This is a genomic window from Lonsdalea britannica (assembly GCF_003515985.1).
Classification (GTDB): Bacteria; Pseudomonadota; Gammaproteobacteria; order Enterobacterales; family Enterobacteriaceae; genus Lonsdalea; species Lonsdalea britannica.
On sequence record NZ_CP023009.1, the window covers coordinates 2,048,779 to 2,063,426 of the forward strand.

Below are 14,648 nucleotides of genomic sequence, written 5' to 3' on the forward strand. Positions count from 1 at the left end.
ATGAAAGTTATCTGTACAAAATGTCATCATTGAGCCTCAGCGGAAATGACTCATTTATGTGGCCGTTTCGGAAACAGAAAAAGGTACTTCCGAATGACATAAACATGAACGATGCCCTTAACGTGCTCAACGAAGGCAGCGTTAGGTGAATCCTTGCGTTTTTTGGTGGTTGTAAATAACCCCGCTCCTGAAACAGCTCAAAGGAGCAAAAGCATGAACACCAACCGTATTCTCCGCAAAAAAGAAGTTCTTCACCTAGTAGGGATCTCGTCTGCGACGTTGTACCGACTCATAGCTAAAGGAGACTTTCCAAAATCTATGAAACTGACTGGTGATAGCGGTCGGGCTGTGGGCTGGGGATCAAATGAAATTCAAAATTGGATTCTGTTACGCGGAATTAGCGATACGCAGTGATCTGTAAGCCTCGTACAACCCCTGACATACCAACCATATAACCATATAACCATATAACCAGTTACAGTGATGATACCTGCATATGAAGGGGGATCACTGTTACTGCTATGAGCTATCGGAGCAGAATATGATGCAACAATTTAATCGTGAACGGGTGACATCTTTACGTGGCAAAGTTCCTCTGGGCGTGAATAGTGCAGGTCAGTCTGTATACGGAGGGTTAGATAAACTAGCTTGGGTCACGGACATGCATGGCTGGAAGAAAAATCTTGAACTCAAACAGCGGTTGCTTGGCCTTGTCTCGGGAGGTGACTACCTGATAAAAGTGCGTCCTGCTGGCAAGGATGAGTGTGATGGACTTTATCGCAGTGTGGTAGAAATTCGCCTGAAAGGTAAAACGCGCAAACACCCTATAATGCTGGTAATCCATTTTGACCCAACCAGTAGTCAACGTGGATTTCAGCGAATGGAACTCAGTCCTCAGCATTACTCTCCGAAACAGATAACGGATTTGTTTGTGTGGCTGGGGAAAAGAGGGCGTATCGGCCAGTATCTGTATATAGGGTTACGCAACGCTTGGATAACAACTGTCCATTACGCACTGGATGTAGTGGGAATGAAGCTTCATGACTATTTGATTGGGTTAGCTTCTGTCTGGAGAGGGGAGTTTCATGACTTACACGGTGGGCAGGAAGGACTGAGACTTGGCTCTAGGCGTATCGTGGCATCCATATATGAAAAGGCCGATGCTCCAGATATAAGTATTGATAAACTGTTTGAGCAAGCTTTCCTTTTGCTTAATGAGCACCAGTTCCGCCGTTTCCTGCGTCTTGAGCTACGTTTGTCCCCTGGCAAGCAAAAGCTCATGTTAAGCAATCTACTAAAGGTGGATAACTTGGTATCTAAACTCGCATTTTATGACCGCAACGCGTTGGTAGATCCTGGACTTGAACCTGACTTTGCCCGATTACTCGGTGAGTATGTTCCTTATCCAGTTGCCCGAGCTGATTACAAGCCATCTGAGATGCTGAATGGTAAGCGCGTCAGCCCAACGAAAGATGCTGCTGACAAGCGCGTTGATAAACTCATGAAGCAGTACCGTATAGAGTTGTTTGATTCAGAGAGTATATGGACTCTGTTACCGCTAGTGGTGGAGAAGCTTGGAATTCTGGCGCAACCGCAATACTGGCAATTTGAGCACCGGCAGAAGTGGCTTCAATCGCGTCTGAAGAAGGGATAATGTTGGCAGGGCAGGGATGCCGTTTGTTGGTATAGCAATTGCGGACATGTTAAATCAGAAACCTGAAAAATGAAGGTTTTAAACCGCCTATCGTTACCAGACTTTGGTGTGACAGACCGGCTAACTACCGGTGTCATTTTGTGTCAGATTCGTGCCTCGTACAATGGTAGGGGTAAACCGGCGATGGCTTTCCCTGACTCTGACAATTGCAAGGTTCGGCATTTTGAGCAAAGTCGAGGTATCAAAAGATCAAAATTCAGAAAATAACATGTATCTACAACCGCTATTGAATATTACCGGGATGGAGTTGCACCGCTTAATAACCGGTAGCGTTTTACGTATCCGCTAATCCCATTCTGGCTGAGCTGATATTTATTCGCTATTTTCTTCTACAAGGTATATAGCTGTGTCTATTATGCACTGTATACACTCTATCTCTATATTATTGTATATATGTCATTACATACTATAGCCATTATCCAGCATCAGCTATCATGAGGCTCCAGCCTCCAATGTTATCATCTAATAATAATCATCTGAACCTTGTTGGGTTCACGTAAGGTTTTTTGAGTAATTCAGTTGTAAATAAATGGGGTCAGAGCATGGGGCTCTGATCTCTATATACAGGTGAATTATGAAGCCATATATCACGAAAAATAATATTCTTGTCACGGATTCAACGTTGGATTATTTCAAAGAAGTTGTTTTCAGTATTCCTTATAATGGTGTGAAGAGTTTGCGTCGTCCTTATTATCATAACATAGCAGTATTTCTTCAGCATATTATTTGTGTCGCTACCTGTAGTCGTAAGAACAGGAGAAAGGCAAAAATTAAGGCGAATAAAAAATGGTCTTATTCTGTGCCAGTACCATTTGAGCTAGGACGGGAGAAACTTCCCGGCGTATTTAAGAAAAGTGGGCCGACCAATGATCGTGCAATGGAGGCGCTGGCAAGCGCGGGGATTATCAAACTAACCGGGTATTCCAATGCTCAAAACTCTTGCCGGGAATATGCTGTTTCTCAACGTTTTCTGCGTAAGTTGTTTGGCAACGACCGCGGGGCATACCTTAGCCGTCAGGATCGTTACCATTATCTGACTGACATTTTCAACAAGCGTAAAAGCTACTCATTTGATGAACTAATTGGGATTGCCATTGATCGTGGGCAGCGTGCCAAACATAAACAGTCGAAACGCGATATCCCAAACGTTGCCTTCAGGGAACGGGTAGTGGGGGTCTGGAACAGCCTTGAACCGCTGGAAATCAATCTGGATGCACTGCTGGATTACTATAACGAGAACCCTACCAAGAAGAACAAAATTTTCATTTTCAACTTCCTGTCGCGACTGGCTGAAACAGGCGTGGATCTGGTGAAAGAGTCACCGTTGACGGTTTCTTACAGTCAATCTTATAAGACTGCGTACATTGGTGGGCGATCCTTTGAGATTGGCACTGGCTTTCAAAGTCTGCCTTCTGGCATGAAGTGGGCGTGTCTGGCACGAGGGCATAATTATGATATCAAGGGATGCCAGCTTGAGATACTACGACATGAATTGCAGGATTTCGGCATTTCGGCCGAGTCGCTGGAAGTTCTGGAAACTCAATATATCTGCCGGGTATTGCGTGTTGCGGAGGAGCTGGTGAAGCAATTCAGGTTTTCCAGCGTATTCAATGCCGGGTTCGTCTCATTATCGCTAAAATCCAGTACCCGACGCTTGTTGAATCGTGAGCTAGGTAAGACAGAAGCGAAGCGAGTACTGAAACGCTGGAAACGCCTTCTGAAGCCTCTAAGGGACGATTTAGGCTTGCTGCTGGATCACTATGAAGGTACAGCCAAAACCAATCGTTACGGTAAATGTGTTACGAATGCAGTAGGGCAGCCATTCAACATTACCTGGAAAGATGTGGCAGCGGGTAAACGCAGGAAGTCAGATGTGATGCGCCGAAAGCTGCTGTCACACATGTTACAGGGGCTGGAAAGCAAGGCTGTATACGATTACGTAGCCAGCCATAAGGGCGTTTGTGCGCTGGAGCACGATGGGTTTGTTTCATACGAAGAAGTAACTGATTGGTCCCATCCATACCTTTTGATTGAGAAAAAGCATTAAGTGAAGCCACTTAGTCAATTAAAGCATATCCGGTTGAATAAACTCGACGGGACATTTGGTTCTTTCAGGATGTGCATAGCCAGCAGGTGATCCATGTCAGCCTTGAGCGAACAGCGGAAGTTGGCATTTGCCATAACCGCAGGGATGTAGGACTAACATTGACGTGTAATAATCAACTGGGAGCAGGTCAGGATTGCCTAACACTGTGGGGGGCGACGGCCGAGTTGACGGATCACAAGGGAAAACTACTGGCCAATAGCGACAATGTGGCCAGCCCTTTGCGCAAGGTGTGCAATAAATCCTAGGCGGATATGCCAAGCGCAGAAAAAAACCTCTAGGGGTAAGTTACTTGGTCGCAGCGGTTGGTCTTCCAACAAATAGATTGATACCGCTCCTTCGAAACTTACTTCTGTCGAATACGGAGACCGCGAACACCTCCGCAATGTGTTTGATCTGTTCAGGGCTGAAGTTATCGTTAATGTACTTCGGACCGTAGGCGGAGTTCTCAACGTAGTTGAGCGCGATGTTTGAAAGGCCAATCTTCAGCGCTTCATCCTCTAGCTTGAGCAGTCGTTCTATCGACGCCTTGAAACTCTGGTTACCCTTAGAGAAGGTGAAGATGACATGGGTTTTATCGCCTTCCGGAAAAACGTTGAGCATCACGTTCTTTATTTCAGCATTGCTCGCTGCGCTTGATCGAGCCATTCGCTGCTCCTCCTGTTTGGATATGATCCGATTGCCATCATGGTCGAAGTATGGGATAAACGACGCGCAGCATGCTACAAGGAAAGCACCGTCGAGGACATGGTAGACGTGCTCGAATCCCAACGACTCCTCGCGTTCGATAGTGTCTGTCAACTCTTCGCAGATTTGCTGCAGTTCAGAAATGCTGTGTTCGCACTGCATGTGCAGTACCCGAATTTGATGGTTCTTCTCCCCTTGCAACATGGCTTCGAGAATGAAGTCAGGGACCTTGATTTCGCCTGACTTGATCTGCGGTAGCGTCATCTGGAAGTGCGCTGGAAAGTCATTAACGTTTAACTTGTCACCCAGCAGAACTTCGCAAAAAGCCTTTGACTCAAGGATGGAGTGTAATTCCTTGGCTGCAGCCCGATAGGCGTAGATGTTCAGCTGCTTGTTCGTTGCACTGAACGCTACATCTTCAATCGGTTGGAATATGGCTTTGTCGTGGCCGCCGCAGAATCCGGTGAAGGTGCTGAATTTTTTGATTCCTTGTAGCTTAAATTCCGGCTGCATAGATTGCATGTCCTCTGCCGGCGCTAAGCCAAGGTGGTATATTTTCCCCTCGTTTTCTCCGCTTACATCTGCGATAGATTCGAGTATTTTTCCCCGTTGGATAGAGTGGGCGTGGATAATTTTCCCAGAACACTTAAGTTTATCGTCGCCGGCTCGCAAGCATGCTTTTATGCTGGCTTCTTTCTGGTTTTGGCTCAAAAGTTTGTTGAACTCGATCTGCTCTGGATTCACTAAGATTTTCCTCAAACAAGGCTGGCAAGCCCCGGGCTTGCATTATTTGGGCCTTCATGGGCCCCCTGTGTGAAAGGATGGCTAGATTCTGTTCGGCGCAATACTCTGAAGATCTTTGCACAAGGCAATGCCGTAGGCATTTGCAAGGTTGGCAATCTGCATTCCTATGGATTTCCGAAGTGCTGACAGTGCGTCATTGAAATTGAGCCACTCAGGATTACCTGAACTACATCGTAATGTTCTAAGGTCGACTGACTTCATCGCGTCGAAGAAAATCAGAATCGTCTTGGTTAGCGACAGCAGTATTTCATCAAGTGCTGTTCCGTCGAGGAGATTCCCCCGAATAGTGGTGAATCGTCGACGAAGTTCATCAAGCGACTGTCGTACGTGGTCGGGACATTCGGCATCGAATGTGGCCCATAACGAACGACGGTCCGTCATTGCAGAGACGATTTCCTTCGCTATCTGTGGTTCCATGCGCCCAGATTGAAGCAAGGCAAGGCTGCGTGAATATCCTTCGGTGCGGACCTCTGATACCATATTCTCGTGGTCTCGTTTCCACTTGCGAAGCAAGTCCGCGTCGTAAGCGCAGTCGTCACCATCGACAATGACTCCGCACTCCCGACAAAGCCACAGACCGTTATCTATGGATGTTCGTTCTGCGACGGTCTGCGAGGTCTTGTAGCGTGGCCCCAGTTCGGAGGCCGCATGAATATGTGCAGCGTGACCCGAAGTCAAAGCTTTGTTTGGGTCGGAGTGCGGCCCGATCGTGAGCTTGAGACAACGCGGATTGGAGCAAAAATGTGCAGCCCGACGGGCAAGCGCTAATTTCGTGGCTGCTTTGAAGTCATCCCTCTTGGTCACTCCCAACCTCTCTGTTTGATATGAATTATTTTCCCTAAATATTATCGCGTCGTAGGAGCGAAAGCACTGACCAATCCACTAAAACTCGATCGCGCCGGAGCCTTTAGTGTTCGATTCTCAATAGACGCTGCTGCATAAATCTGTGTGCTCAAGCCAGTAGGTTTTTTGCATGAGCCAGCCCAACAGTAGTTCCAAACCACGTTATCTATCCTGGCTGGTTCTGCTATAACGCGGCTTTGAAGACTCGGAACAATCCTGTTCGCACGCAACCTGGAGTAGCGGTCTTTTAGCAGTATGGGCACAACGAAACTTGCTTACCATTGCGATCAGCTCTGCTGAATCTCCGACCTTGGCAGGGCAGCGGTCACTCAGTCCATGGAGAGTTCAATGATTGGTAAGAACTACAGTGGCCACCTATCCGCCAAAACTGGAGGCTGCAGTCAATTGACCTGCTCCCCATAAATTAACATATCTCAATGTTATCAATGTCTGCTCTTGGCACTAAGCTGCCATTGTTAAATGCGCTAAAATTGCTTGTCATTATGGCCGTAGCTGCTTTTGTTCCCAAATCTAATGACTGGATAACTCATATCTTGGGGTATTAAGCAGTTGAGAGCAGATCACGTTAAAAACATTATCTGCGGTTTGTACCGGTATGCTTTTATGACATTCCAGCATACCGGCCCATAGCCAGACCGATGAACTCGCCTGTAGAACAAGTTGAATGTAACTGCCCAGAGTCATGCTTTTCAGGTCTGATAGTTTTGAGCACTGTTAAAGTCATTGCCCTAACTCAGCCACTTCCTTATCCTATTCCAAAGAGATAATGGCTCGGTTCTCATCCCAGACGGCTCCTCAGTTGGCTCCTGTTTCAGCTCTTCAGATGCTACCGTCGCATTAGTCTGCGCGTAATAACGCTTCTTAGCCGCTTTATCTCGACGCATCTCTGCATCGATTCTGGCTTTATCCCAAGGAGGTGCTTTCAGTACGCGGTTACACTGGATTACATAGTGAGATCGACAGGGTAAATTCCAGTTTCCCACTGATGGCCACAGCGACACGGTCTCGCCATCGTAAGTCAGCTTCCAGTCAGTTGGGGTCAGAGGCGTTACAACCTCATGCCCGCAACCACAACAGCAATTGTGAATCACTGTGCCATACTCCATGGAAACATACAGGATACTTGGTTCAATTTCTCGCGGAATCCCTTTCACGAAACACGGGGTCAGTTGGTTATGTCGTATCATAGTAAGTCACCATTCAGTAACATATTCCCGTCAGTCGTATATGAACAGTTATGTTCATTTTCAAGATCACGATAAAACCCGAGTAGTTTCTTCCATTTGATGACGGCAAGTGCCGCATTCAACATGTTTAACTCGGCGACTTGAATATTTGAAGCGTAAACGTTTTCTGCGCCACTCTCCTTAAAAGACACACGTGTGCGAATATGATCTCGTTTCTCTGGAGTACTGGTCGTCACCCTCAGGATGCCACCCAGCGATCCGTCCACCAGCTCGAGCCCCATTCCCACGTCTATGAATGACACGCCCATGTCTTCCAGCTTCTGCATCGCTAAGAGTTTTGGCTCTCCTGCGTCCATACAAAGGAAGGCAAAGGTAATTCCGTCCAAGAGAGTAAGACTATCCTGGCTTATCTGTACTGCATACGTCACGATACGACGGTGCATCTGACCGTAAATTCCCGCCAGGTAATCCACTTTCTTCGGCACTTCCCTGAGAGTGTTAATCGACGGGGCGCCGGGGGCGCGAAAAGCGTTGTGCTGAAGTAAATCATCACCATCGATGAGACGTATCTCACTGACTGGTGTTTTAGCTATCTGGTCCAGTATATAGGAACCTGTACCACCGACACCGATGATGGCAATGTGCTGACCTTCAAGCCGTGCAGTTAATGCCCCGATCCCGACCCGATCAGATGCAGTTTCAAGATAGTTAAAGACGCCCCCTTCCTCCTCATCAGGGGTTTTAAAAACACGTGGGCTAACGCCAGGTTTGAGGGTTGCGGCGTGGCCAGAGATGATCGTCGCATAGGTGGACATCTTCTGATGGTAGTCACTGTAACCTTCAGGCCCAGGCTTACTGGAGAATAAGTGCTGAGCAGACAGTCCATGCCCAAGATTTACCGCTTCACTCTGATGAAAAATAGCCTGGATGCGCCCCCCCTGGGAAGTGCATGGAAATTCTCCATCAAAGTGAATAGTGTGTGGTTCCGGTTTTTGAGTAGCGTCTCCAGACAGGCAAAGACTCGATATGAGCGTGCCGGTTTTTACTTCCCGTTGCGCGTTAACGTACGGAACGTCACGCATGACCAGAAAGCCACCCACAATTTGTACGTGATAACCTTCTTCGCGCAAGCGCTTCAGATCGCTATTAAGATTGAATAGTGCGACCGACATTGATCACGCTCCCGTTTTTCACGTTGATATAGGCACCCGCAGCTAACTCACCACTGTGTGGTTTTGAGCCCGCTCCACGATATGTGATTGAATAAACGATCTCTGCAGTTGGGGCTTCGCCTGGATATGCGATAGCCACAAATTGCTCGAAAGTTTGATGACTATCGCTGACCTGAACTTCACGCCCGTTAACGACGATATCAATCTTTGGTTTACGCTTTGGCGCCGTTACAAAGTGTTCAATGCCCGGAGTCGTAAGATCCACCGCCTCATTCGGTTCAATCTGGCGATCATCACCGCCACGGATAACCATAAATACAGCATCGCCATCGGCTGGTTTTGCCAGCTCATAAAGTGCTGCTCCCGAAATTGCAGGTTTTCCCCACGATACCTGGCTGTCGTTTACGGTAAGTTTGAAATCACGATCGGTCTGGAAGGCCACGAACCGTTCAGCGCCACGACCGCGTAAATCGAAAGGTTCATCAAGTCGCAGATCTTCAAAGTCGCCCGTTTGAAGAATAGCGAAGAGGCTGTAACCATCATTTACACGCAGGCCTGCGGCAATCAGAATCTGACGCCCCAGTGGAACTGGGTCATTGATCTCAATTGCGTGAAAATCCAGATTTTCCTGCGCAAACAGGATGCGGTAGGCATTTGCCGGACGCAGTTCGCGGCCTTCGCGAATCGCTTCTCCGACATCGTCGATATTGTTAATATTTTGGCTGTTCATCTTGTGCATGTCCTTGAGTTTGGCCAGACGGTGTCTGGCTCTAATACTCAATCGATGCAGCGCTACCAAAGCGGTAAATTATTTTAGAATTTTTTTTGAAGTTCGCCTGGCGGTGTCAATCCGCAGACGAAAAATGCCGGGCAGGAAGGACAAACACGGGATGATGATTCGGCGGGAAATACCCCCTGACCTATAGAGTTCAGGGCATCAAGAAGCTTTTCCTGCCGGTTATGCAGCACCTTAGTGGTCAGTTCAACCGGCGTTACAGTCTTATCAGAAAGATGAACTAACTCAACTATCGCGTCAGGAAAGGCTCTCCTTGCTGCAAGTACAAAAGCGGCAGCGCTAAGGTCCGATTCTTCTTTATCTCTTTTATGTCCGGTTCTGACTGAAGTGGTTTACTGAATTTGGCCACCTGAACAGAGGTGATATGCTCACCTCAGAACAACACAGGTGCTCCAATGAAAAGAAGAAATTTTAGTCCTGAATTCAAACGCGAATCTGCTCAGCTGGTTGTCGATCAAAACTACACCGTCTCTGATGCCGCCAAGGCTATGGATGTAGGTCTTTCCACGATGACGAAATGGGTCAAACAACTGCGTGATGAGCGTCAGGGCAAAACACCAAAAGCCTCCCCGATAACGCCGGAACAAATCGAAATACGTGAGCTCAGGAAGAAGATGCAACGTATTGAAATGGAAAACGAAATATTAAAAAAGGCTACCGCGCTCTTGATGTCAGACTCCCTGAACAGTTCTCGATAATCGGGAAACTCAGGGCGCGTTATCCTGTGGCCACACTCTGCCATGTGTTCGGGGTTCATCGCAGCAGCTACAAATACTGGAAAAACCGTCCTGAAAAGCCAGACGGCAGACGGGCTATATTACGCAGTCAGGTACTTGAGCTGCATGGCATCAGCCACGGTTCGGCCGGAGCAAGAAGCATCGCCACAATGGCAACCCAGAGAGGCTACCAGATGGGGCGCTGGCTTGCCGGCAGGCTCATGAAAGAGCTGGGACTGGTCAGTTGCCAGCAGCCGACTCACCGGTATAAACGTGGCGGTCATGAGCACGTTGCTATCCCGAACCATCTTGAGCGACAGTTCGCCGTAACGGAGCCCAACCAGGTGTGGTGCGGTGATGTGACCTATATCTGGTCAGGTAAACGCTGGGCGTACCTCGCCGTTGTTCTCGACCTGTTCGCAAGAAAACCAGTGGGTTGGGCAATGTCGTTCTCGCCGGACAGCAGACTCACCATGAAGGCGTTGGAAATGGCATGGGAAACTCGCGGTAAGCCCGCTGGGGTGATGTTCCACAGCGACCAGGGCAGTCACTATACAAGCAGGCAGTTCCGGCAGTTACTGTGGCGATACAGAATCAGACAGAGTATGAGCCGGCGCGGAAACTGCTGGGATAACAGCCCAATGGAGCGCTTCTTCAGGAGTCTGAAGAACGAATGGGTGCCGGTGACGGGTTACGTAAGCTTCAGCGATGCAGCTCACGCCATAACGAACTATATCGTTGGATATTACAGTGCACTAAGACCGCACGAATATAATGGTGGGTTACCACCAAACGAATCGGAAAACCGATACTGGAAAAACTCTAACGCGGTGGCCAGTTTTCGTTGACCACTACACCCATAGTCATAATCGATTGCGGATTTCAGCGTCTTTTTGATATTTAGAAGTGTACTGCTGCTGGAATTGTCTTCCAGTATTTGCTCTTTCAATGCACAGTCCAGAAAGGGGTTACTAAAGGGAGTACCCGTGTTTTCTTGCATGTGGTTGATCATCTCGATGATGATATGCTTATATTTCCCAGCAAAAGAAAACATCACAGCATAGTTCCTGAATTCATCAAACATCATCGCGGCCGCTTTTTCCTGGGGCACCTTTTCATTTTGTATAGGTATAGTAGGCAGATCTATCACACAGGGATCGATATCTAGAGATGGCGGGAGCACTGGGCTGATCTGTTTTTTTACAAGATCTACGGGATCCACAACGGAAGATACATTATTGACATCGATATTATATTGACTTTTCAGCGTCTCAATATCGAGATCGCCGCACTTCATGTCATCCGCTTCGTAATCATCCATTTTATGTCTGGTGGTAAAGATGAGCGCCGGTATGGCCATTCTTTGCGGCTCCTGTCGCTCTTCGTTGGCCTTAGGCTGCACAAATTGCGTGAGCGTATCTTCTAAGGGTTGCGGCATGTAACAATAGGCAGGCCTTTTAAGCTGTTTATTGATCAGATAATTCAGTCTGTCCTTAAGAAAAATAGGCAGTCTCTCATTGAGCCTGTTTCCACCGGAAAGAACGCCCATGATTTCTACGCCATAAAACGTATTTCTAATCAGCAATAGCGTTCCGTTGCGTATCTCCTCCAGCACGCTTCGATAGGCCATCCAGCGGTAGTGATGGAAGAGTTGATGTTTATCCGCGGATAACCTGAGTCCCATCGGGAGCCTGGCGTCGTCAATGTTGGCCTCAGGTTGCGCGATGTGTTGCAGAGACTGGTAAGCGTGTTCAGGGTGAAGGATATAGGGAATATCTTCAAAGTAGACAGCGTCTAAGGGGTTGGCTGTGTAAGCATGCAAATTATTCAATTATGCAATTCCTTTTGTTTGAATGTTTATACTGCGTAATCCTCCGATTGACGCAGTGTTTTGATAAAACGAATTTTAACCCTGCTACTAATACCATAACATCTTCGATATCAAGGCGATAAATAACCCGTTAAATTGAGTGGTTAATAACTGTTTGCCTGGAATAGCGTTGTTCGCATGGCATGGTGCTCAGAAATAGACTCACGCGGTTATGTCACACAACAACCACGGTATTCCGGTCATTGACGATGCCCCACGCTGCAGGCGCCGATGACCAAAATCAGTACGTCGGCCAGCAGAGTGGGCAAAGGCTATTTTCTCTTTCTACATGGCTTGCAGATGTGTCGATATGCTTGGGATTCTCAGTGTGTCATTTCTTTATTCGCCCTTCAGGCCACACTTTGCCGATGCGTTGATTGTTCGTTGAAGCAGGGCGCGATGCTGATCGTATATGCTGTCTTTCTGCGTCATTTCTTCGCGTTTGTGCTGAAAAAAGGCGGGGTTTTATAAATGTATGTTGAATAATACCCTAGGTTAAAGATGAATAAACCTTCACGATAATGCGGGGTTCTTCAGGTTTCCCGGCATCAATCTTTTTGTTTTATTTCTGATCAAATAATGGCTCATCTTCTCCTTGTCATCAAAGGGTGATATGGGAGTGATTTTCCATGCCTTTCAGCATGATTTCAGCGTAACGTTCAGTATTTAAGACTGAATCATCAAAATCCATTTAATTAAATTATTCTTTTTAATCAATGGTTTTTTGTGTTTTGGTTGATCTTGGTTGGTTTTTTGATAAAAAGTCAGCTCCAACTCATGTTTACAGTCCAATTGAGCTTAACTGCGCGCTTTTTCTGCCGATAGTAATGATGTCGGCAATATCGTCATTTTGCTCATTTATAGGACTCATCATGTCAATCAAACGCTTCTCTCTCATTATTCTTGGTACACTTTTACTTATATTTTTCGCGAGTACGATATCGAATGTCTGGATGCTGATACGCAGCAACGATTCGCTGGATAGTGTGAATAAAGAAATACGCGTCGTGCTGTCGGTCATTGACCCCATCAACCACAGCCGCACCCTGCGCGTTCGTATCATGGAATATATGGAGGATATGGAAAAAGGGGGCGGTCAGAATTCTCAGTCGATGCTGGAAGGCGTGAATGCCGTTATGGCGAAAGCGGATGCGGCGTTTCAGTCTTATCTCAACGCACCTAAACAACCGTCGGAAGGTCCACTGGCCGACGCGTATCGCACGACTTATCTCGCCTATCGTCAGGATGGATTGCAGCCTTTGCTGGATGCGGCGGCCAAAAATGACGAACCTAAGTTTTATGCGCAGCTGGCCGTTGTTAGACAGCTGGATCGTCAGTACGAAATCGCGCTGGATAAACTCCTGGAATTCCGTGAGCAATATGCCAAAACGCTGAATCAGGATGCGCAGAGTAACTTCACCTTCTCAATGACGCTGATTGTGATCTTCGCCGTGGTGTTTATCGCCATCATCGCCGGGATGATGATCCTGCTGAAACGCTTTGTGCTGGATCAGCTGGGTATCGCCAAGGATCACTGCAGCCAGATTGCCAATGGTCATCTGGAAACCACGGTCAATGCGCATTTGAAAGGTGAGATTGGCGACCTGATGCGCTCGATGGAGCAGATGCGTCTCTCTCTGGTGCAGATTATCGGGCAGGTGCGCGACTCGAGCTATACCGTCGCTCACGCGTCTCAGGAAATTGCCGCGGGTAACATCGACCTCTCTTCCCGTACTGAGCAGCAGGCGTCCGCGTTGGCGCAAACGGCGGCGAGCATGGAAGAACTGGGCGCGACCGTTAAGCAGAATACGGCGAACGTCTATCAGGCGACGAGCCTGACTCAGGACGCGGTCAAAGCCGCGCAGGAAGGGGAGAAGGTGGCGAAAGAGGTGGGGGAAACCATGCTGGGCATCACCTCCAGTTCGAAGAAAATCGAAGATATCACCAGCGTCATCAACGGCATTGCATTCCAGACCAACATACTGGCATTGAACGCAGCGGTAGAAGCGGCCAGAGCCGGAGAGCAGGGCCGAGGATTTGCCGTCGTGGCTGGTGAGGTCCGTAATCTGGCGCAGCGCAGCGCTCAGGCAGCGAAAGAGATTGAAGGGCTGATCAGCGAATCGGTGAACGGCGTGCGCATGGGGTCGGATCAGGTCACCAAGACCGGAGAGGCGATGACCGCCATTATCACCTCCATTACGCGTATCAACGATTTGATGGGTGAAATCGCCACGGCGTCCGACGAACAGAGCCGCGGCATCGGTCAGATAGAACAAGCCGTGACGGAAATGGACGGCGTGACGCAGCAAAATGCGGCATTGGTTCAGGAGTCCGCTGCTGCGGCCGCGTCGCTGGAAGAACAGGTGCATCACCTGACGAATGCCGTCTCTTCCTTCAAACTTCCCACGAATGAAAACACGCTGTTACGGCCGACGCTAACGAAGAAAACGTCGTCTTCTTCCAGCGTCAAAGCGCTGCCTGCAACTACCGGCGGTAAAAAGACGGGCGAAGATAACTGGGAGAAATTCTAAAAAAAACAGGCGCGCCAATCACCCATCGTCGCAACGTTTCTCACGCTGTGGCGGTGACCCGGGGAACTGGCCGAACCGTATAATGGATGTACGGTCGGCGAGTGGATTTCCCCCGTTTGCCGACAAGTGATTGGTGATAGGGCATCGCGGACTCGCAAACCGCGATGCCCGCCAGCCTGACGTTCCTCGTCCGCTCCCTTCCT

At 48.2% G+C, this 14,648-nt stretch carries 11 protein-coding genes; 5 read left to right on the top strand and 6 right to left on the bottom strand.

The annotated features are described in order from the left end of the window. Positions 1–213: 213 nt before the first annotated feature. From CKQ53_RS09435 to CKQ53_RS09445, 3 genes are all read left to right on the top strand, one after another. Positions 214–414 (top strand): helix-turn-helix transcriptional regulator, encoded by a 201-nt coding sequence (locus CKQ53_RS09435; RefSeq protein ID WP_094117744.1) that lies wholly within the window; start codon positions 214–216, stop codon positions 412–414. A 127-nt stretch (positions 415–541) separates the two neighbouring features. Further along, entirely contained in the window at positions 542–1,654 is a 1,113-nt protein-coding gene (locus CKQ53_RS09440) for a hypothetical protein (protein ID WP_094117743.1), read from the top strand. Positions 1,655–2,288: 634 nt separating this feature from the next. Continuing rightward, positions 2,289–3,761, top strand: coding sequence for a hypothetical protein (locus CKQ53_RS09445; protein WP_094117742.1), 1,473 nt, complete (start codon positions 2,289–2,291; stop codon positions 3,759–3,761). 345 nt (positions 3,762–4,106) lie between these two features. On the opposite strand, the gene CKQ53_RS09450 is transcribed toward CKQ53_RS09445, so the two are convergent. From CKQ53_RS09450 to CKQ53_RS09470, 5 genes are all read right to left on the bottom strand, one after another. Continuing rightward, positions 4,107–5,249: a hypothetical protein gene (locus tag CKQ53_RS09450; protein ID WP_094117741.1), complete on the bottom strand. Its 1,143-nt coding sequence runs from the start codon at positions 5,247–5,249 to the stop codon at positions 4,107–4,109. 81 nt (positions 5,250–5,330) lie between these two features. Continuing rightward, positions 5,331–6,113, bottom strand: a complete 783-nt coding sequence (locus tag CKQ53_RS18735) for a hypothetical protein (protein WP_244200936.1) — start codon at positions 6,111–6,113, stop codon at positions 5,331–5,333. 788 nt (positions 6,114–6,901) lie between these two features. Continuing rightward, entirely contained in the window at positions 6,902–7,360 is a 459-nt protein-coding gene (locus tag CKQ53_RS18740) for a ubiquitination-like system serine protease family protein (RefSeq protein WP_094117740.1), read from the bottom strand. Continuing rightward, complete coding sequence (locus CKQ53_RS09465) at positions 7,357–8,532, bottom strand: ThiF family adenylyltransferase (RefSeq protein ID WP_118894924.1); 1,176 nt, start codon at positions 8,530–8,532, stop codon at positions 7,357–7,359. Before CKQ53_RS09465 ends, CKQ53_RS18740 begins: the two co-directional genes overlap by 4 nt. Continuing rightward, positions 8,507–9,262 (bottom strand): multiubiquitin domain-containing protein, encoded by a 756-nt coding sequence (locus CKQ53_RS09470; protein ID WP_118894926.1) that lies wholly within the window; start codon positions 9,260–9,262, stop codon positions 8,507–8,509. The genes CKQ53_RS09465 and CKQ53_RS09470 overlap by 26 nt, the downstream gene beginning before the upstream one ends. A gap of 461 nt (positions 9,263–9,723) precedes the next feature. On the opposite strand from CKQ53_RS09470, the gene CKQ53_RS09485 reads away from it, so the two are divergent. Further along, a protein-coding gene (locus tag CKQ53_RS09485) for an IS3 family transposase (protein ID WP_118894811.1) occupies positions 9,724–10,892 on the top strand; the annotation gives its coding sequence in 2 pieces (ribosomal slippage) (positions 9,724–9,973 and positions 9,973–10,892; 1,170 coding nt in all). Here CKQ53_RS09485 and CKQ53_RS09490 read toward each other — a convergent pair. Further along, positions 10,790–11,875: a DUF3289 family protein gene (locus CKQ53_RS09490; protein WP_118894928.1), complete on the bottom strand. Its 1,086-nt coding sequence runs from the start codon at positions 11,873–11,875 to the stop codon at positions 10,790–10,792. The two genes, CKQ53_RS09485 and CKQ53_RS09490, sit on opposite strands and share 103 nt — an antisense overlap. A 911-nt stretch (positions 11,876–12,786) precedes the next feature. Between CKQ53_RS09490 and CKQ53_RS09500 the strand changes: the two genes are divergently transcribed. Further along, entirely contained in the window at positions 12,787–14,445 is a 1,659-nt protein-coding gene (locus tag CKQ53_RS09500; RefSeq protein WP_085652750.1) for a methyl-accepting chemotaxis protein, read from the top strand. Positions 14,446–14,648 lie beyond the last annotated feature (203 nt).